Origin of the sequence: Plantibacter sp. Leaf314 (genome assembly GCF_001423185.1) — a bacterium.
GTDB lineage: Bacteria > Actinomycetota > Actinomycetes > Actinomycetales > Microbacteriaceae > Plantibacter.
Window position 1 is genome coordinate 41495 of sequence record NZ_LMOB01000001.1, and the last position, 19278, is coordinate 60772.

At 71.3% G+C, this 19278-nt stretch carries 20 protein-coding genes; 12 read left to right on the forward strand and 8 right to left on the reverse strand.

What is annotated here, in order from left to right:
- Window positions 1-40: 40 nt before the first annotated feature.
- Genes ASF68_RS00210 through ASF68_RS00220 form a run of 3 tightly spaced genes read left to right on the forward strand, consistent with a single transcriptional unit; the run spans window position 41 to window position 2142 of the window.
- Window positions 41-910, forward strand: coding sequence for an ABC transporter ATP-binding protein (locus ASF68_RS00210; RefSeq protein ID WP_056005232.1), 870 nt, complete (start codon window positions 41-43; stop codon window positions 908-910).
- Entirely contained in the window at window positions 907-1680 is a 774-nt protein-coding gene (locus ASF68_RS00215; RefSeq protein ID WP_056005235.1) for an ATP-binding cassette domain-containing protein, read from the forward strand. The genes ASF68_RS00210 and ASF68_RS00215 overlap by 4 nt, the downstream gene beginning before the upstream one ends.
- Window positions 1681-1716: 36 nt before the next feature.
- A complete protein-coding gene (locus ASF68_RS00220) occupies window positions 1717-2142 on the forward strand; it encodes a cupin domain-containing protein (RefSeq protein ID WP_056005238.1) in 426 nt (141 codons plus the stop codon).
- Window positions 2143-2156: 14 nt separating this feature from the next.
- On the opposite strand, the gene ASF68_RS00225 is transcribed toward ASF68_RS00220, so the two are convergent.
- A complete protein-coding gene (locus ASF68_RS00225) occupies window positions 2157-3974 on the reverse strand; it encodes a helix-turn-helix domain-containing protein (protein WP_056005241.1) in 1818 nt (605 codons plus the stop codon).
- A 184-nt stretch (window positions 3975-4158) separates the two neighbouring features.
- On the opposite strand from ASF68_RS00225, the gene ASF68_RS00230 reads away from it, so the two are divergent.
- The 7 genes from ASF68_RS00230 (at window position 4159) to ASF68_RS00260 (ending at window position 12636) form a co-directional block, all read left to right on the forward strand.
- Window positions 4159-5433: a hydroxymethylglutaryl-CoA reductase, degradative gene (locus ASF68_RS00230; protein WP_056005244.1), complete on the forward strand. Its 1275-nt coding sequence runs from the start codon at window positions 4159-4161 to the stop codon at window positions 5431-5433.
- Complete coding sequence (locus ASF68_RS00235) at window positions 5430-6410, forward strand: hydroxymethylglutaryl-CoA lyase (protein WP_056005247.1); 981 nt, start codon at window positions 5430-5432, stop codon at window positions 6408-6410. The genes ASF68_RS00230 and ASF68_RS00235 overlap by 4 nt, the downstream gene beginning before the upstream one ends.
- On the forward strand, window positions 6407-7081 hold the full coding sequence (locus ASF68_RS00240) for an FMN-binding negative transcriptional regulator (RefSeq protein WP_082498413.1): 675 nt from the start codon (window positions 6407-6409) through the stop codon (window positions 7079-7081). The genes ASF68_RS00235 and ASF68_RS00240 overlap by 4 nt, the downstream gene beginning before the upstream one ends.
- Complete coding sequence (locus ASF68_RS00245; protein ID WP_056005250.1) at window positions 7078-8547, forward strand: amidohydrolase; 1470 nt, start codon at window positions 7078-7080, stop codon at window positions 8545-8547. The genes ASF68_RS00240 and ASF68_RS00245 overlap by 4 nt, the downstream gene beginning before the upstream one ends.
- Complete coding sequence (locus tag ASF68_RS00250) at window positions 8547-10160, forward strand: amidohydrolase (protein WP_056005253.1); 1614 nt, start codon at window positions 8547-8549, stop codon at window positions 10158-10160. The genes ASF68_RS00245 and ASF68_RS00250 overlap by 1 nt, the downstream gene beginning before the upstream one ends.
- Window positions 10157-11338, forward strand: coding sequence for a M20 family metallopeptidase (locus ASF68_RS00255; protein ID WP_056005256.1), 1182 nt, complete (start codon window positions 10157-10159; stop codon window positions 11336-11338). Before ASF68_RS00250 ends, ASF68_RS00255 begins: the two co-directional genes overlap by 4 nt.
- A 113-nt stretch (window positions 11339-11451) precedes the next feature.
- Window positions 11452-12636: an ATP-binding protein gene (locus ASF68_RS00260; RefSeq protein WP_056005259.1), complete on the forward strand. Its 1185-nt coding sequence runs from the start codon at window positions 11452-11454 to the stop codon at window positions 12634-12636.
- Here ASF68_RS00260 and ASF68_RS00265 read toward each other — a convergent pair.
- Complete coding sequence (locus tag ASF68_RS00265; RefSeq protein ID WP_056005262.1) at window positions 12625-13170, reverse strand: CGNR zinc finger domain-containing protein; 546 nt, start codon at window positions 13168-13170, stop codon at window positions 12625-12627. The two genes, ASF68_RS00260 and ASF68_RS00265, sit on opposite strands and share 12 nt — an antisense overlap.
- A gap of 25 nt (window positions 13171-13195) precedes the next feature.
- On the opposite strand from ASF68_RS00265, the gene ASF68_RS00270 reads away from it, so the two are divergent.
- Both ASF68_RS00270 and ASF68_RS00275 read left to right on the forward strand, forming a co-directional pair.
- Window positions 13196-13414: a hypothetical protein gene (locus ASF68_RS00270; protein WP_056005266.1), complete on the forward strand. Its 219-nt coding sequence runs from the start codon at window positions 13196-13198 to the stop codon at window positions 13412-13414.
- 77 nt (window positions 13415-13491) lie between these two features.
- On the forward strand, window positions 13492-13956 hold the full coding sequence (locus ASF68_RS00275; RefSeq protein WP_056005268.1) for a carboxymuconolactone decarboxylase family protein: 465 nt from the start codon (window positions 13492-13494) through the stop codon (window positions 13954-13956).
- A gap of 6 nt (window positions 13957-13962) precedes the next feature.
- Here the strand turns inward: ASF68_RS00275 and ASF68_RS00280 are convergent, their stop codons facing one another.
- The 6 genes from ASF68_RS00280 to ASF68_RS00305 all read right to left on the reverse strand — a co-directional run bounded on the left by ASF68_RS00280 (window position 13963) and on the right by ASF68_RS00305 (window position 19255).
- Window positions 13963-14148 carry a hypothetical protein gene (locus tag ASF68_RS00280; RefSeq protein WP_056005271.1) on the reverse strand — a complete coding sequence of 62 codons (186 nt, stop codon included), beginning with the start codon at window positions 14146-14148 and terminating at the stop codon, window positions 13963-13965.
- 9 nt (window positions 14149-14157) lie between these two features.
- Window positions 14158-14988 (reverse strand): ABC transporter ATP-binding protein, encoded by an 831-nt coding sequence (locus ASF68_RS00285; protein WP_056005274.1) that lies wholly within the window; start codon window positions 14986-14988, stop codon window positions 14158-14160.
- Window positions 14989-15043: 55 nt separating this feature from the next.
- Entirely contained in the window at window positions 15044-16030 is a 987-nt protein-coding gene (locus tag ASF68_RS00290) for an iron chelate uptake ABC transporter family permease subunit (RefSeq protein ID WP_082498619.1), read from the reverse strand.
- Window positions 16031-16116: 86 nt separating this feature from the next.
- Window positions 16117-17160 carry an iron ABC transporter permease gene (locus tag ASF68_RS00295; protein ID WP_235526807.1) on the reverse strand — a complete coding sequence of 348 codons (1044 nt, stop codon included), beginning with the start codon at window positions 17158-17160 and terminating at the stop codon, window positions 16117-16119.
- A complete protein-coding gene (locus ASF68_RS00300) occupies window positions 17160-18185 on the reverse strand; it encodes an iron-siderophore ABC transporter substrate-binding protein (protein WP_056005280.1) in 1026 nt (341 codons plus the stop codon). The genes ASF68_RS00295 and ASF68_RS00300 overlap by 1 nt, the downstream gene beginning before the upstream one ends.
- Before the next feature lie 239 nt (window positions 18186-18424).
- Window positions 18425-19255 (reverse strand): AraC family transcriptional regulator, encoded by an 831-nt coding sequence (locus ASF68_RS00305; protein ID WP_082498414.1) that lies wholly within the window; start codon window positions 19253-19255, stop codon window positions 18425-18427.
- Window positions 19256-19278 lie beyond the last annotated feature (23 nt).

Below are 19278 nucleotides of genomic sequence, written 5' to 3' on the forward strand. Positions count from 1 at the left end.
CACCCCTCCCGCACCACCCGAGCGAAAGCTGGTCTGCCTCATGGATCGAGACGTCGACGCCCTCCACGTGGAGGCGCTGAGCATCGCCTACGGCGGCGCTGCGCCATCGGTGCAGGACGTGTCCCTGCGGGTCGGCCCGGGGGAGATCGTCGGCGTGATCGGCGAGTCCGGGAGTGGCAAGTCCAGCATCGCGCTCGCGATGATGGGGCTGCTGCCGGACTCGGCGACGGTGACCGCCTCACGTCTCGACGTCGCGGGGACCGACATGCAGGGCGCCACGGAACACGACTGGTCGGCGCTCCGCGGTTCGCGCGCCTCGATGGTGTTCCAGGAACCCATGTCGGCCCTCAACCCGTGTATGCGGATCGGCGCGCAGATCGCCGAGGTCCTCCGGATCCACGGGGTCGCCGACAAACGGACGGCCAGGGCACGGGCGTTGGAGATCCTCCACCTCGTCCGGATGCCCGACGCAGAACGTCGGCTCGGCTACTACCCCCACCAACTGTCCGGCGGTCAACGCCAGCGAGTCGTGATCGCCATCGCGGTGGCCGCCGGACCGACCCTCCTCGTCGCCGACGAGCCGACGACCGCCCTCGACGTGACGGTGCAGGCGCAGATCCTCGAGCTGCTGCGGACCCTGCGCGATGAGACCGGCATGGGCGTGCTCTTCATCAGCCACGATCTCGGAGTCGTCGGACAGCTCTGCGAACGGGTCGCCGTCATGTACCGCGGTCGGATCGTCGAGACCGGCCGCGCCGAGCGGGTCCTCGCCGACCCACGGCATCCGTACACGAAGGCGCTCCTCGAGAGCATCCCGCGGCCGTCGGTCCCGGTCCGGTCACCACTGGCGGTCATCCCCGCCGACAACGACTTCGCCGACGCCCCGGCGGTCCTGGAGGAGGTCCGATGAACGACACCCTGCTCCGCGTCGACGGCGTCACGCAGCGGTTCGGCCACGGCGAGCACGCCACGCTCGCCCTCGACGACGTGTCCCTCGAGGTGCGTCGCGGCGAGACCCTCGGCCTCGTCGGCGAGTCCGGCTCCGGGAAGAGCACGCTCGCTCGCGCGATCCTGCTCATGCGCCGCCCAAGTTCGGGCCGTGTCGAGTTCGACGGCGAGGACGTCTCGCGGCTCCGCGGGTCCACGTTGCGCACGCACCGTCGACGGGTGCAGATGGTGTTCCAGGACCCCAACGACTCCCTCGACCCTCGGTTCACCGTGGCACGGTCCATCGCCGAACCGCTCGTGGCGGCGGGCATGGGTGCGGCCGGGCGTCGGGCACGGGTCGTCGAGTCGCTCCACCAGGTCGGACTGCCCGGAGACGCCGCCGGTCGGTTCCCGCACGAGTTCTCCGGCGGACAACGGCAACGCATCGCGATCGCCCGGGCCATGGCGGCGAAGCCGGAGTTCGTCGTCCTGGACGAGCCGACCTCCGCCCTCGACGTCTCCGTCCAGGCCCAGGTGCTCAACCTGCTCGTCCGACTCCAGGAGGAGACCGGCGTCACCTACCTGTTCATCACCCACAACCTCGCGGTCGTCCACCACGTCGCGCATCGGGTGGCGGTGATGCGCAACGGCCGCGTCGTCGAGGAGGGCACGGGGGAGCAGGTCATGACGAGGCCGCAGGACGCCTACACGCGCGAACTCCTCGAGTCGATGCCCGTCCTCTACCGGACCTGACCCCACCACCGATCGACGACCAGCAGGAGGAACCCGATGCGCGTGCAACGACTCGGCGACAACGCCCATGAGGCGGCGCTGTACGAGGGCCCCGGCCGGATCGATCTGGAGTGGTACTTCCAGCAGACCACGGCCCTGCCGTCGTCGGTCATGCGGTACCGCCTCGAACCGGGAGCGGCCGAGGGTGAGCATCTCCACCTGGAGGGCGACGACGCGAGCTGTTCGCCGAACAGTTCCGACGAACTGTACGTCGTCACCGCCGGTGAACTCGTCGTGACCTCGGGCGAGCATCGGAGGCGGTTGCGATCCGGCGACGCGTTCTACGCGCCGGCCGGGCTCGTCCACGGTGTCCGCAACGAGTCCGACGCCGTCGCCGAGATGATCCTCGTCTTCGGCCAGCCGACGGGGAACCCGTTCCCGCAATCCGGCGAGGAGGCCTTCTCAACGGACGCGGACCGCTGAACCGGCGACCTCCGCTACCGTCCGGCCTGCAACTGCTCCCGGAGCTCGTCGAGGCGGACGGCGATGCCGAGCCGGAACATGCGCTCGTCCTCGCGCCAGGACGCTCCGAGCACCTGGTCCAGGCGGTCGAGTCGCTGCAGGATCGTGTTCGTGTGGAAGTTGAGGGCCCGCGCGGTCCGGGTGGGGCTCGCGTTGTTCCGCACGAACGCGCGCAAGGTGCCCAGCAGGTCCGCGTTCCGCTCCGTGTCGTACCGCCGGACGAGTCCGATGGTGTCACGCAGGAAGTCGGCCAGGGCCCGCGCATCGGTGTCGAAGATCGCGGAGTAGGGCAGGAAGTCGTCGGTCGATGCGGTGAGGTCCGTGAGTTCGAGCGCCGCGATGAGCCTGGCGGTGCGCATCGCTGTCGTGAACGAGGAGGCGAGGGCACCGGGAGCCGCACGGGGGACGACGGCGACCACCGGATGCTGGAGGCCCGACGCGATGTGCCGGCGGAGCGCCTCGGCGTCGAGGGGCCGACGGTCGGAGGCGTGCGCCGCGACGACGTACCCGCGGTATTCGCCCACGAGGGCATGGTCGTCCAGTTGGCGGCTGAGCGCGCGGGCGGCCGCGGTCTGTTGATCGCCCGGGACCGCGAGCAGCAGTAGGGAGTCCAGTGCCTGCAGGTCGATCCCGAGGCGACGCGCGCGTCGCTCGACGTCGGTCCGTCGTTCGGGCACGTCGTCGAGGAGGTCGGCGATGAGTTCGCTGCGGATCCGGTGGTCGGCGCCGGACGCGGCCTCCTGTTGGAGTTCGAGGAGCGCCGCGACCTGGGCGGCGCGCTCGACGGTGCGGATGTCGACGGCGCCGAGGTCGAACGCCCCGTCGCCGAGGATCAGCGCACCGAAGTGCCGGGTCCCGGCCGACAGGGCGGCGATCGCCCCGACACCGCCACTCGCGACCGTGACGCAGTGCCCGGAACGCCGGCTCTCGGCGATGGCCGCTCGGGCGTCGTCGTCGAGGTCGAGCATGCCGGCCGAGAGCGGCAGGCCGGCGGCGGCGATCACGCGGTCCTGCGCGTCCGTCACGGCGACGGCCCGGCCGAGTGCGGTGGCGAGCGTCTCGGCGACCGGTGCGAACCCGCCCCCGGCGAGGACCGCCTGCACGAGTTCCTGGTGGACGGTGTTCGCGCGGTCGCGCTCGACGAGATGCGCCGTGAGGTCGGCGAGGGTCCGGCGGCTGGCGTCCTCCGAGTCCTGCAGATCGCGCAAGGTCTGCGTCGTCTGCAGGATCACCGAGGCGTGGTCGGCGAGCGCCGAGAGGAGTGCGACCTCCTCGGCGGAGAAGTCCTTCCGGTCGCGGTTGCCGACGAACAGCACCCCGAGCACGTCGTCGCTCGTGAGCATGGGCACGCCGAGCAGCGACACGAGCCCTTCCGCGGCGACGGCGTCGTCGATCCCGCGTTCGTGTCGATCGGTCGTGTAGTCGGAGTACTCGGCGACCCACTGCGCCGTCCGTGATTCGACGACGACGCTCGCGAGCCCACGACCCGGCGGCACGCGGAGGGTCTGGAAGGAGGCGCTGACGGAGCCGCTCGTCTCACGGACCCGCAGCTCGTGGGTGACGGGGTCGAACTCGGACAGGTAGGCGAGGTCGACGCCCATCATCTCGTGGGCACGCTGGACGAGCCGGGCGAGCACGGCATCACTGTCGCGGAGCTCGGCGAGTTCGCGGGCACTGGAGAACAGGGCGGACAACTCGTGTTCGCGGCGTCGCAGCCGGATCAGTTCCTGCTGGGGATCGGCATCGGCGTGATCGAAACCGGTGGCCGTTCGCGCGTCGGCAGGCTCTCGCATCGGGTCTCCTGACTGGTCCCTCAGGAGTCTAAGGTGATCGTCCGTCGAGAGGCGTGTGTCATCCACCCACACGATCGCAGATCCACTGAGTCATCCGCCCATCGTCGTCGATGATCCCCGCTCGTAGGGTCATCATGACCGCAGCGCCGAGGACCCGGTGTCTGCATGTACCGAAGGGCGAGCCATGCCGAGAAACAGCCGAATCCAGGGGCTGCGCGACCACACCACCGAGGAGCGACTCGAGCTCGTCGCCGAGGGTGCCGGCGTGCCGGTCGGGGCGCTCGCCGCCCTGCATCCCGACGCCGGGCTGTCGATCGCCCAAGCGGACCACCTGGTCGAGAACGTCGTCGGCGTCATCGCCATCCCGGTGGGTGTCGCCACCAACTTCACCGTCGACGGCGAGGATCGCCTCGTCCCCATGGCGACGGAGGAACCCAGCGTCGTCGCCGCGGCCTCCAACGCAGCCCGGATCGCGCGGGTGCACGGCGGGTTCCGCACCTCGTCGTCGGGTGACGTGATGATCGCGCAGATCCAGATCCTCGACGCGGTCGACCCGCACGCCGCACGACTCCGGGTCCTGGAGGCGCGCGAGGAACTGCTCGCCCTCGCGAACGAGCTGGACCCGATCCTCGTCTCCTTCGGCGGGGGTGCCAGGGACATCGAGGTCCGGGTCTTGCCGACGCGGGTGGGCACCCAGGTCATCGTCCACCTCCACGTCGACGTCCGTGACGCCATGGGCGCGAACGCCGTCAACACCATGGCGGAGGCGATCGCACCGCGTCTCGCCGAGATCGCCGGCTCGCGCACCCTCCTGCGGATCCTGACGAACAAGGCCGACCAGCGCATCACCCGCGCCAGGGCCGTGTTCGACGCCGAACTCCTCGGCGGACCACAGGTGGTCGCAGACATCGTCGCCGCGAGCGCCTTCGCCGAAGCCGACCCGTACCGGGCGGCCACGCACAACAAGGGCATCATGAACGGCATCACCGCCGTCGTCCTCGCCACCGGCAACGACACCCGCGCGGTCGAGGCGGGCTGCCACTCCCACGCCGCGCGGTCCGGCCGGTACTCGGCGCTGTCGCAGTTCGAACAGGACGCCGACGGGAACCTGGTCGGCACGATCGAGGTCCCGCTGGCCGTCGGGCTCGTCGGGGGAGCCACGAAGGCGCACCCGACCGCGCAGGCGGGCGTCACCCTCCTCGGCGTCGAGACGGCCAGGGAACTGGCGGCCGTCATCGCCTCCGTCGGCCTCGCCCAGAACCTGGCCGCCTGTCGTGCGCTCGCCGCGGAGGGTATCCAGCGCGGCCACATGACCCTGCACGCGAGGACGATCGCGGCGAGCGCCGGTGCGACGGTGGACGAGATCGGCGCGGTGGCGGCGCGGATCGTCGCCGACCGTCGGATCCGGGTCGAGTACGCGCGCGAGGTCCTCGACGAGCTCCGGGCCGGAACCGCATGAGCGGGCTCCCGCGGCCACAGGTGGAGCCGGTCGACGGGCTGCCGACGCGTGTGCGCGTGTACGAGGTGGCGCCGCGTGACGGGTTGCAGGCCGAGACGGACATCCTGCCCACCGCGGTGAAGGCGGAGCTGTGTCGGCGCCTGTACGAGGCGGGGTCGCGCGATCTCGAGGTGACGAGTTTCGTGCCGGCCACCTGGATCCCGCAGTTCGCGGATGCGGAACGACTCGTCGCGGAGCTCGAGGTGCCGTCGGGGGCCCGTGCCGTCGCCCTCGTGCCGAACCTGCGAGGCCTGCATCGTGCGTTGGACGCGGGCATCCGTGCGGTGTCGGTGGTCGTCAGCGCCTCGGAGTCCTTCGCGCGGGCGAACCTCAACACCTCGCGCGAGGGCGCCATCGAACGGGCCGAGGAGGTCGTGGCGGCGGCGACTGCCGCCGACGTCCCGGTCCGCGGCTACGTGTCGATGGCGTTCGGCGATCCGTGGGAGGGTGCCGTGGATCCGGCGACGGTCGTCGACGCGGTCGTGCGTCTGCACCGTGCCGGATGTTCGACGGTCGCGATCAGCGACACGATCGGTGTGGGGACCCCGGGGCTCACGACGCGGATGGTCCGGGACGTGCTCGACGCGGGGATCCCCGTGGATGCGGTCGCGCTGCACCTGCACGACACCTACGGTCAGGGGCTCGCGAACGTGTATGCGGCGCTCTCGCTCGGGGTCGCGGAGTTCGACTCGTCCGTCGGAGGCCTGGGTCGGTGCCCGTACGCGAAGGGTGCCACCGGTAACCTCGCCACGGAGGACCTCGTGTGGATGCTCCACGGTCTCGGCATCGAGACCGGTCTCGACCTCGACGCCCTCGCCGCGACGACCGCCTGGCTGTCGCGCGTCCGGGGCGTCGGAGCCCCGTCGAGCGTGGCGACGGCCTTCGCGGCCGCAGCGTCATCGGTCGACACCCCGAACGCCACTGGAGGCAGCAGATGAGGCACACCGACGAGTACGTGCTCGACGACGTCGAGGCGGTGCGCGCCCTCGTGCGTGAACACCCCTGGGCCACGGTGGTCAGTCACGTGCCGGGTCGGGGTCTCGTCTCCTCGCACTACCCGATGCTGCTCGACGAGGACGAGGACGGGATCGTCCTCCTCAGCCACGTCGGGCGTCCGGACGAGCGGCTGCACGAGCTCGGACAGCATGAGGCGATGGTGATCGTCTCCGGCCCACAGGGGTACGTGTCGCCGAGTTGGTACGACACGACGCCGGCGGTGCCCACCTGGAACTTCGCGGTCGCCCACCTGTACGGTGTGCCCGAGCTGCTGTCCGACGAGGAGAACCTGCGGGTGCTCGACCGCCTCGTGGCCCACTTCGAGCGGGTCCTGCCCGAGCCGTACCTGATGAACGGGACGATCGCGAACAGCGAGTACGCGGCCCGGATCGTCCACGGCACCGTCGGCTTCCGCATGCGCGTGACCCGGATCGAGGCCAAGGAGAAGATGAGTCAGGACAAGCCGGCCGAGGTCGTGGAGCGCGTGATCGCGGCCCTCGGCGAGCCGGGACCGTATCGGAATCCGGCGCTGGCGGCACGGATGGGCGCGATCCACGGCATCGGCACCGGAGCCGCCGCGGCGACCACCGACGGCGGGGTGGCGGCATCGTGACGGACGCGGCGCTGACGCTGCTGAACGCGCGGCCGTACGGCCAGGATCCCGTCGACCTCGTGATCCGCGACGGTCGCATCGCCGGAATCGGCCCGGCAGGGACCCTCGAGACCGCCGGGGAGGTCGTCGACGTCGCCGGCCGCAGCATCGGGCCGGGCCTGTGGGACGCCCACGTCCACCTGACCCAGTGGGTGATCCAGCGGCGTCGGATCGACCTGACGGAGACCGCGAGCGCCGCCGACGTCCTGGCAGCCGTCCGTCGCGCGGTCGACACCGGTGCACCGCTCACCGACGGATTCCTCATGGGGTACGGCTTCCGAGACGGCCTGTGGGCGCAGCCGGCGACGCTCGCCGCGTTGGAGGCCACCGAGTCGGACCTCCCCGTGATCCTCGTCAGCGGTGACCTGCACTGCGCGTGGATGAACACCCGGGCCGCGCACCGGCTCGGCCTGGAGCTCGACGCGAGCGGTGTCGTCGCCGAAGCACCGTGGATCGACGCACTGCAACGGATCGACCAGCACTCGGGGCTCGCCGTCCACGCCTATCGCGACGCCGCCGAGGACGCAGCGCGACGCGGTGTCGTCGGCGTCGTCGAATTCGAGAACACCGACAACCTCGGTGAGTGGTCCGAGCGCATCGCCGGCGGGGCGACGAGCCTGCGGATCGAGGCCGCCGCCTGGCCGGACCGCCTCGAATCCGTCATCGCGGCCGGTCTCCGTACCGGGGACCCGATCGACCCGGCTGGCCTCCTCACCATGGGCCGCCTGAAGGTCGTCGTCGACGGTTCCCTCAACACGCGGACCGCCTGGTGCTGGGACCCGTACCCGGGTGCCGATCCGTCGAGCCCGCACGCCTGCGGCGTCGAGAGCGTCTCGATCGACGAGCTGCGCCGGCTGTTGGAGCGTGCGAGGGGCGCCGGGATCGAGGCTGCCGTGCACGCCATCGGCGACCGTGCCAACACCGAGGTCCTCGACACCTTCGAAGCGCTGGGGATGCGCGGGGTCGTCGAACACGCGCAGCTCGTGCGCGAGGAGGACTTCGCCCGGTTCGCCGAGCTCGGACTCATCGCGAGCGTGCAACCCGAGCACGCGATGGACGACCGCGACGTCGCCGATCGCCACTGGAGCGGCCGCACGGGTCGCGCCTTCGCCTTCGGATCGCTGCACCGTGCCGGGGTCGGGCTCCGGCTCGGATCCGACGCCCCGGTCTCGCCGCTGGACCCGTGGCAGGCGATCGCCGCCGCGACGACCAGGAGTCGCGACGGCCGCGACGCCTGGCACCCCGAACAACGGCTCCCGATGGACGTCGCCCTCACGGCGAGCGTGCGGACGTCGATCGCGGTCGGACAACCCGCCGACCTCGTCATCACCGACCTCGACCCGCTCAGCACCGACCCCGAGCGGTTGCGGTCGATGCCGGTGTCCGCGACCCTGCTCGGCGGCCGCTTCACGTGGAGGGCCATCTGATGCGCGGGTCGCAGCTGTTCAGCAACGCGCGGGTCTTCACCGGCACCGACGAGACGGGGTTCGCCTCGGCGTTCCGCATCGTCGACGGACGCTTCGACTGGGTGGGCGATGCGGCGGACGTCGCGGGCGAGCCCGCCGTCGACCTCGGCGGGCGGACGGTGCTGCCCGGCCTCATCGACAGCCACACCCATCCGGCGCTCATGGCCGCCACCGCCGTGGCAGCCGAGTGCTTCCCGCCGTCCGTGGTGTCGATCACCGGCCTCGTCGACCGCCTCCGCGAGCACGCGGCGACCCTGACCTCAGCGAGCGCCTGGGTCCTCGGTCGCGGCTTCGACGACACGAAGTTCCCCGAGGGACGCATGCCGACGGCGGCGGACCTCGACGCCGTGTCCACCGAGCGGCCCGTCCTCGTCTGGCGTTGCGACGCCCACTCCGCCGTTTGCAACAGCGCGGCGCTCAGACTCGCGGGCATCACCGCCACGACACCCGACCCGCCCGGCGCGCGCTTCGAACGTGGACCGGCCGGCGAACCGAACGGCGTCCTCACCGAGATCGCCGCGGTCGAGGCCGTCTCGCGGTTCATCCCGGTCCCGGAGCGCGAGGAACAGCGCGCATCGTTGGTGGCGATCGGCGAGGAACTGGCGTCCCGCGGGATCGTGGCGGTGTGCGACCTGCTGTCGAACCGTCTGCACGACCCCCTCGATGCCTTCCGGAGCGCCGCCGATCAGGGCCTGCGCACCCGGGTCGCCCTCTACCCGGGGTGGGATCCGTCCGCGCCGCTCGCCGAGCTGACCGAGGACGACCGCGAGGGTCGGATCCGCATCGGCGGGGTCAAGGTCGTCCTCGACGGGGCCTACTCGAACCGCACGGCCTGGGTCGCCGAACCATACCCGGAATCCTGCGACCACGGACTCCGCCTCGTCGACGACGAGGACGTCCTCGCCGCAGGCGCCTGGGCTCGCCGCAACGGCGTCCAGCTCGCCGTGCACGCCATGGGCGACCGCGCGCTCGACCGCGTCGCGAGCCTCTTCGAACACGAGGAACCCTGGCTCGACGGGATCCCGTCGGTCCGGATCGAGCACGCCACCATCATCAGCGAGCCCTACGCCGAACGACTCCGGTCCGCTCGGATGACGTTCGGGATCGCCACCCACACCGTCTTCTTCTTCGCCGAGTACGACGGGTACGAGCTGGCCCTGCGCGCCGAACAGGTGCCGGACGCCTACCCGATCGCGCGGCTGTACCGCACGATCGAACCGCTCGCGCTGTCTTCGGACCGTCCCGCGACCGCGTGGAGTGGCGCGGACGACGTCATGCTGAGCGTGGAGGCCGCGGTCCGACGCCAGGCCTACAACGGCGCCGACTTCGTCCCGGCCGAGGCGATCAGTGTCGCCCAAGCACTGCTGCTGTACACCGGACGGGCCGCGCTGCTCTCGCCCCTCGAGGGCGTCGGCCGGATCGCTCCCGGATACGACGGCAGCTTCGCCGTCCTCGACCGTGACGTCTTCAGCGTGCCCACGGACGAGATCGCCGCCGTGCGGGTCGCCGAGACGTGGATCGACGGTGAGCAGGTGTACCGGCGTCCGCCGGAGGACGAGGAGGACCGGACATGACGACGTTCCAGGAGGATGCGACCACACTGCTCGAGGAGCTCGTGGCCGTCCGGCGCGAACTGCATCAGGCCGTCGAGGTCGGGCTGGACCTGCCGGCGACCCAGCTGATCATCCTGCGCGAGCTGGCCGACCTCGGGCTCGAGATCACGACCGGGGACGGCATCTCCTCCGTGGTCGCGGTCCTGCGCGGCGACCTCCCCGGGCCGACCGTCCTCCTCCGAGCCGACATGGACGGGCTGCCCGTCACCGAGGCGACCGGGCTCCCGTTCGCCGCGACGTCGGGGGCGATGCACGCCTGCGGTCACGATCTGCACATGGCCGGCCTCCTCGGTGCGGTCCGCCTCCTCGTGGCCCGTCGCGACCGGCTCGCCGGCACCGTGGTGTTCATGTTCCAGCCCGGTGAGGAGGGGCAGGCTGGCGCCAGGGTCATGCTCGAGGCGGGACTCCTCGACGTCGCGGGGGAGCGACCCGTCGCCGCCTACGCGCTCCACGTCGACCCCAGCACCCGCCGCGGCGACCTCGTCACCCGGGAGGGCGCGATGATGGCGAGCGCCAACGCGCTGCGCGTCACCGTCCGTGGGACGGGCGGTCACGCGGCGTTCCCGCATCTCGCCGTCGACCCGGTGCCGGTGGCCGCGCACCTCATCCTGGCCGTGCAGACCTTCGCGGCGCGTCGGTTGCCGGCCACCGATCAGGCCGTGATCTCCATCACCCGCCTCGGCAGCGACTCGGAGGCGAGCAACGTCCTGGCGTCGGCGGTCAGCCTCGAGGCGAACATCCGCACGCTGTCGAAGGCCACGCTCACGACGGTGCGCGAGCAGCTGCCTGAGCTGCTGCGGGCCATCGCGGACGCGCACGGCTGCACCCTGGAGTCGACGTTCATCGAGTCCTACCCGGTCACCGTCAACGACCCCGCCGAGACACGGTTCGTGCTCGGCACCCTCGACGCGCTCGTCGGACCCGACCGGGTCGTCCGGCAGGAGGCCCCGTCGATGGCGTCCGAGGACTTCGCCTACGTGCTCGACGAGGTCCCGGGAACGCTCGTCTTCGTCGGTGCGGCACCCGAGGGTGGGTCTCCAGCGCTCCATTCGGAACGGGCCGTCTTCGACGACAGCGTCCTGGGCCTCCAGGCCACGGTCCTCGCCGAGCTCGCGTGGGAGCGGCTCCAGCTGCGCTGATGCGCGGGTGGTCGACCCGAACGGCCCGCGAGATCCCCGACACCTGGGGGATCGGGTGTCCCCTGGATGGGTAGCATTGACTCGTTCCGGATTCCGACGACGAGAGGGCACGCGTGATCACCGCAGAGGACATCACGAGGCGTGCCGCGATCGCCGAGTACCAGATCGTCGGCCGCCCGCCCGAGACCGATCTCGAGAGCCTGGTCCAATTGGCGGCGACGATGTGCGACGTGCCGAAGGCCGTCATCAACATCATCGACGACCGCTTCCAGCACCAGGTCGCGGCGGTGGGGCTCGAGCCCGCGAGTTGCTCGCGTGAGGACTCGATGTGCGCGGTCGTGTTCCAGCAGCAGTCCCGCACGATGGTCCCCGACGCCCGCGAGGACGAGCGGTTCGCGTCGAACCCCTTCGTCACCGGCGAGGTCGCGAACGTCCGCTTCTACGCCTCGAGTCCACTCGTCACGCCGGACGGGGTGCCCATCGGGACCCTGTGCATCTTCGACGACCGGGTGCGCGAGCTCGCCCCGGAGCACGGCCGGGCGCTGGACCTGCTCGCCCGGCAGGTCGTCGACGTCCTCGAGCTGCTCCGCCTCACGCATGAGCTCGGCCAATCGAACGAGCAGCTCGCGCAGTTCGCCGGACAGGTGAGCCACGACCTGCGCAACCCGCTCATGGCGGTCTCCGGGTTCCTCGAACTCGCGACCGACAGCCCCGAGATGGCGAACGCACCGCACGCGGCGAAGGCGCTCGCCCGGGCCGAGTCCGCCGCCGACCGGATGGCGGCGATGATCACCGACCTGCTGGACTTCGCCCGGATCGGTGGCGCCCGTCCGCGGCGCGAGACGATCGACCTCGAGCCGCTCGTCTCCTCGGTGATCGAAGACCTCGATGCGGTCATCGTCGCGACTGGTGCGACCGTCGTCGTCGACACGCCGCTGCCGGTGCACGGCGACGAGACGCTGCTGCGCGCGCTGCTGCAGAACCTGGTCGCGAACGCGGTGAAGTTCAGTGCGGCGGACGGGGTCGTCCCACACGTGCTGGTGCAGGCCGAACGGGTCTCCGCCGGGGTGCTGGTCGCGGTCGAGGACAACGGTCCCGGTGTCACGCCGGAGCAGCGCGAACGCGTCTTCGATCTCATGGAGCGTGCGGCGGGGAGCGAGGTCGCCGGCCTCGGCATCGGCCTCTCGACCTGTCGGAGGATCGTCGAGGCGCACGGTGGCCGGATCGAGATCGACGAGTCCGGGCTCGGGGGAGCGAGCGTCTGGTTCCTGCTGCCGGACCCCCGTTCAGCGGGCTGAGCCTCCTCCGCGCGCCCGGTGCCGACGCACACCCGAGCGGTTGGCGCACCGCACCGAGCAGTACCGCTGCCGACCGTTGCGGGTGACGTCGACGACGACGTTCCGACAGGTGTCGCCCGGTTCCGACCCGGCGGCACAGCGGCTGAGACGCTGCATGCCCCGGGTGGTGAGGTGCAGGGCCGTCCCGACGCTGATCACGGCGGCGAGCACCGCCGGCAGGGTCTGATGCTCGTCACGGTAGTGGAGATGCCAGCCTTCACCATCATGGTCGGTCAGCCGCGGGAACGCGGCCGCTGAGGCCATCTGCCGGTTGAGCGCCGCCGCCCTGGCCTGGTCGTCCGTCGCGTCCACGACCGTCAGCCACTCGTCGACGACGGCGCGCACCCGCCGATGGTCGTCGACCGCTTCGGTGAACGGCATCGTCATCCCGTGCTCGCGGGTGCGATCGACGATGCCGTCCCGGTCGTCGGGCCAGGCGTTCGCGAGTGACGCGGCGAGCAGGACCGCGTACGATCCGTAAGGGTTGAGATGCATAACGCCATTACATCATGGTTGGTGCATGACCATCCTCGACGCACCACCACAGCCGTCCGCTCCGACCACCGAGCTGTCCGATGCACACCCGCACGCCTGGACGACCGAGTCGGCGCACACCACCTCGGAGGGCCGCCTCCGCTACCTCCGGTGCGCTTCCTGCGGGTCCCGCCGGATGGTCCTCGAGCCGTACGAGGAGCTCGGGGCCGTCGTCGTCACCCGCCACGACATCCCGCCACGGTGACGTCCCTCCCGTCGTGCGCGTTAGCGTTGGACCGAGGGGCTGCGGAACCGCGCCCGCCGAGCGAGGAGAGGAACCCCATGAGCGCCGACGTCTGGCTCGACAAGGAATCACCCGAGGTCTACCAGGCGCTCGTCGAGACCGGTCGTGCAGCGGGCCGCGCCGCGCTCGCCGCCGGCATCGACAAGCGCCTCATCGAGCTCGTCCGGATCCGCGCCTCCCAGATCAACGGGTGCGCCTACTGCCTGCGCATCCACGTGGCCGACGCGATCGCGCTCGGCGAGACCACCGAACGCCTGGCGATCCTGTCCGCCTGGCGGGACACCACCTACTTCAGCCCGGTCGAACAGGCGGCGCTCGCGATCACCGAGGACGTCACCCTCATCGCGGACGTGCAACACCGCCGGCGACTGCCGGACGACGACCTGTCGACGCTCACGAACGGTCAGATCGCCGCGGTCCGATGGTTGGCGATCGTCATCAACGCCTTCAACCGCGTCTCGATCACGAGCCACCACCCGGTGCACCCGGACGCGGCGCACTGACCCGGGTCAGTCCTTCCGTCGCCTCGCCCCGCGGAACCATGCTGCGACGCGGGTGCCCAGGGAATCGGAGTACTCGTTCGACAGGTCGAGCGTCTCCTTGCCCAGGTCGCCACCGTTCCTGATCGCCTCGAGCGCACGGAGCGCACGCGCCTCCTGTTCGGCCGCCCGTCTCCTGCGCTCGTCCTCACCCATGCGCCCAGCCTAGACGCGGTCGGCGTCGGCACCAGGCCCGACGGTGACGTGGTGTCGGCCGATGGGCAGCATGAGCGGTTTCCCGGAGGTGGGGTCGGTGATCACCTGGTTCTGGAGACCGAACACGGCGCGGACGGTCGCTTCCGTCAGCACCTCATGTGGCGTGCCGGCCGCGTGGAGTCGCCCGCCGGCGAGGGCGATGAGGTGGTCGGCGTACCGTGCGGCGAGGTTGAGGTCGTGGAGCACCATCACGATCGTGGTGCCGCGGGAGCGGTTGAGGTCGGTGAGGAGGTCGAGCACCTCGACCTGATGGCTGACGTCGAGGAAGGTGGTCGGTTCGTCGAGGAGGAGCAGGTCCGTCTGCTGGGCGAGTGCCATCGCGATCCACACCCGCTGGCGTTGCCCGCCGGACAGTTCGTCCACATGCCGGTCGGCGAGCTCGCTCGTCTCGGTGGCGTCGAGCGCCGCGGCGACGGCGACGTCGTCCTCCGTGCTCCACCGCGAGAGGATGCCCTGGTGCGGGTGCCTGCCACGACCGACGAGGTCGGCGACGGTGATGCCCTCCGGCGCGATCGGCGACTGCGGGAGGAGGCCGAGCGTGCGTGCGAGCTGCTTGGCCGGCGTCCGGTGGACCTCCTTGCCGTCGAGGACGACCCGTCCACCGCGCGGGGCGAGCAGACGCGACATCGACCGGAGCAGGGTGGACTTCCCACAGGCGTTGGCGCCGACGATCGCCGTCACCTTGCCCGGTGGGACGACGAGGTCCAGGTGCTCGATGACGGTGCGATCGCCGTATCCGAGGGTGAGTCGCTCGACGAGGAGCTGATGATCGGTGGTCACGGGGTGCCTCCCGGGCGCGGAGTCGAGACGGGGGTCGGAGCGCCGCGGGGCCGCGTCACAGCGAGCCTCCGGAGCGGTTCGTGCGGATGATGAGCCAGATGAGGAACGGGGCGCCGAGGACGCCGGTCACGACGCCGACCGGGTAGCGGGTACCGAGCAGGTACTGTCCGGCCAGGTCGGCGACCAGCACGAGGAGCGCGCCGACCAGGGCGGCGGGGACGAGCATCGAGCCGCCGCGACCGACGATGCGGGACGCGATGGGGCCGGACAGGAACGCGACGAACGCGATCGGACCGGAGGCGGCGGTCGCGAACGCGATCAGGCCGACGGCGGCCACGATGACGATCAACCGCGTGCGGTCCACCCGGACCCCCAGGGCGGCGGCGGTGTCGTCGCCCAGCTGGGTCGCGGCGAGGTTCCTCGACTGGCCGAGGAGGACCGGTCCGAGCACGAACAGGGCCGCGACGACCGGCCAGACCTGGGCCCAGTTGGTGCCGTTGAGGCTCCCGGTCAGCCAGCGGGTCGCCTCCTGGAGGTCCCACTGGGCGGCACGGGACAGGATGTAGGCGGTGACGCTGTCGAGCATGGCCGCGATGCCGATCCCGATGAGGATGAGGCGCGTGCCCGCCACCCCGCTGCGGTACGACAGCAGGTAGACGAGGACGGCGACGGCCAGGCCCACGACGATCGCGAAGACGGAGACCGCGGTCGCGCCGAGCGAGAGGGTGACGATGGCGAACGCCGCCGCGGCGCTCGATCCGGCGCTGATCCCGATGATGTCGGGACTCGCGAGCGGGTTCCGGAGCATCGTCTGGAAGGTGACCCCCGCGAGACCGAAGGAGGCGCCGGCGATGACCGCGAGGACGGCTCGGGGGAGGCGGAGCCGACCGACGGTGAAGCCCGCGCCGGCGACGTCTTCGCCGAGGATGACGCGGACGACGTCCACCGGTGTGTAGAGCGTGTTCCCGACCATGAGGGAGACGAGGAACACGGCGACGATGAGCGCTCCGAGCACGCCCATGACGAGACCTCGGCGCCGCATTCGCGCGCCGCGTCCCGCGGTGACGAGATCGAGTGTGGACGGTTCCTGCCCGGCGATCGTCGGGTGTGTGCTCCGTGCGTCGACGCTCACAGGGCGCTCACCTTCTGCCGGCGCACGATCGCGATGAAGATCGGCGCCCCGATGAGCGCCGTGATGATGCCGACGTCGATCTCGGAGGGGCGGGCGACGACCCGGCCGAGCACGTCGGCGACGGTGAGGAGGACGGCGCCGATCACGGCTGAGAACGGGAGCAACCACCGGTGGTCGACGCCGACGACGAGCCGACAGGCGTGCGGCACGACGAGCCCGACGAAACCGATGGGGCCGGTGACGGCGGTGGCCGCGCCGCACAGGACGACGGACCCGAGTGCCGCGGCTCCACGAGCGACCGCGACGCGCTCACCGAGACCGGCCGCGAGGTCGTCACCGAGGGCGAGCGAGTTCAGGCCGCGCGCGGACAGGAGGCAGATGACGAGGCCGACGATCAGGAACGGCAGCACCTGTTCGATCTGTACGAAGGTGCCACCGCCGACGCCGCCGATCTGCCAGGACCGCACGCTGCTCGCGATGTCGCCGCGGGGAAGGACGACCGCGGTGATGAACGAGGCGAGCGCGGCGGACGTCGCGGCGCCGGCCAGGGCGAGTTTCAGCGGGGTGGCCCCGCCGCGGCCCAGCGAACCGACGGTGTAGACGAAGACGGCGGAGGCGGCGGCGCCGATGATGGCCACCCAGATGGTGGTGCTCGCCGCGGCGAGTCCGAAGTAGGCGAGGCCGGTGACGACCGCGAGCGAGGCGCCGAGGTTGATGCCGAGGATGCCGGGGTCGGCCAGGGGGTTCCGGGTGACGCCCTGCATGACGGCCCCCGAGACGCCGAGGGCCGCGCCGGCGACGACGGCGAGGAGGGTCCGGGGGATGCGCTTGGCCACCGCGGCCTGGTCGAAGCCGTCGACACCGCCCGCGAAGGCGCCGAGGACGGCCGACCACTCGACGTCCCGAGATCCGATGGTGACGGAGCAGAGCATGGCCGCGACGAGGACGAGGGCTGCGACGAGGAGCCAGAGCCCGCGAACCCGCCTCGGGCGTCGCACGACGGCGACACCCGAGGCGGGTGGGGTGGCGGTGCCGGTGATCACGCCGCCTTGTCTGCCGCCTGCGCGAGCAGCTCGAGGTAGTCGCCGAGGATCCAGGAGATCGAGAGCGGCGTCGGGTTCGCGGCGGTGCCGAGGGGGCTGGTGCCGGGGAGCGCGACGATCGCGCCGTTCGCGACGGCGGGCATCTGCGAGAGCAGCGGGTCGGCCTCGAGCGCCGCGATGAGCTCGTCGCCACCGTAGGTCACGATGATGTCGACGTCACTGAAGGCGTCCGCCTGCTCAGCGCTCTGGGTGAGGGAGAACAGCTCGGTCTCGGCGGAGGCCGTCGCGACGCTCTCCGGGAACGCGAGGCCGAGGTCCTCGAAGAACGCGGTGCGCGTGTCGTGCGTCGTGTAGTAGCTGACCTCGCTGAGGTCGCTCGTGTCGACGTGGGTGAGGAACATCGCGGTCTTGCCCTCGAGCTGCGGGTACGCCTTCGCGGCCTCGGTGATCTCGCCCTCCAACTCGGTGACGAGCGCTTCGCCTTCGTCGGCCATGCCCATCGCCTCACTGTTGAAAAGGATGGTGTCGCGCCAGGACGTGCCCCAGGCGGTCTCCGGGTACGCGACGACGGGCGCGATCTCGCTGAGCGTGTCGTAGTCCTCCTGCGTGAGGCCGGAGTACGCGGCGAGGATGACGTCCGGGTTCGTGTCGGCGACCGCCTCGAAGTCGATGCCGTCGGTCTCGTCGAAGAGGACGGGGGTCTCGGCGTCGAGGGATTCGAGCTTCTCCTCGACCCAGGGGAGCAGGCCGTCGCCGTCGTCGTCACCGAAGTTGGCGGCGGCCATCCCGACGGGGACGACGCCGAGGGCGAGGGGCACCTCGTGGTTCGCCCAGTTGACGGTGGCCACGCGCTCGGGCTTGGCGTCGATCGTCGTCGTGCCGAGGGCGTGCTCGATCGTGATCGGCGTGAAGCCGGCGTCGCCGCCGGCCGCCTCTTCTGCTGACGACGAGGAGCAGGCCGCGAGGCCGACGGTGAGGAACGCCGCCGCGGAGAGGGCGACGAGACGTGGTGCGCGCTGCATGGGGTCCTTTCGGGTGCTGCTGACTGACGCCGGTGCGCTGGCACGACGAACGACGGCGTCGGAGGACGTCGTCTGTGGTTCGAAGAGGGTGGCCGGTGGAGACCGGCACCGCGCGTGGAGCGGCGGTGATGAAGGGTTGCCTAACCAAAGTTAGCTGGCGGCCGGTGGCAGCGCAATCGAGCGGATACGACGCCTTCCTTCGCGAAACGGACACATAGGGACCGGGCGCGTGAGCCGCTTCAGCCCGCGCGGAAGCGTCCTGGACTCGTCCCGGTGACCCGGCGGAACGCCGTGCCGAACGCCGTGGTCGAGCGGTACCCGACAGCCGCCGCCACCTCGTCGATGCCGTCACCGGCGATGAGACGCGTGATCGCGTGCTGCACCCGGGCAGCGGCGACCCAGCGCGCGAACCCGAGTCCCGTCTCCGACTCGAACGTCCGGGTCACCGTCCGGGTGCTCACGCCGAGGAATGTCGCCCATTCCGCGAGGGAGGTCCCGTCGGACGGACTCGCGCGGAGGCGCTCGACGATCGGCGCGAGGAGCGCTGACCGGGGGAGGCGCAGGAGCAGCTCGTGCTCGGCGGGTTCGAGGACGTCCAGGATGGTCGCCTCGGTGGTGGCCCTGGCGCGATCGTCGAGCCCGGCCGCGCTCAGGCGGTCGAGCAGGAGCCGGAGCAACGGGGTGAGCTCGACCGCCGTCGGCAGCTCGGAGATGGCGGGCACCTGATCCACACTGAACATCGCGGCCCGCTGCCAGGTGCCGGCCGGCGTCCAGCCGGTATGGCGCACGCCGGCCGGGATCCAGAGCGCGTGATGCGGGGTCACGGTCCAGACACGGTCGCCGACGGTGGCGGTGGACGCGCCGTGGTCGTTCCACAGGAGCTCGTGCGTGGGGTGCGAGTGTTCGTCCCAATGGGTGTCGCGTGCGATCCGCTCGGTGTTCCCACGGATGACGAACGGCACGGGGATCGCTCCCGCCTCGTAGAGCGGGAGTCGACGGCGTACCGGTCCGGTGTCCGCCCGGACGTCGACGGACTGCTCCCACGGGTCGAGGGCGGTGGGGGCGGACACCGCTCCAGCGTACGGGCGTCCGC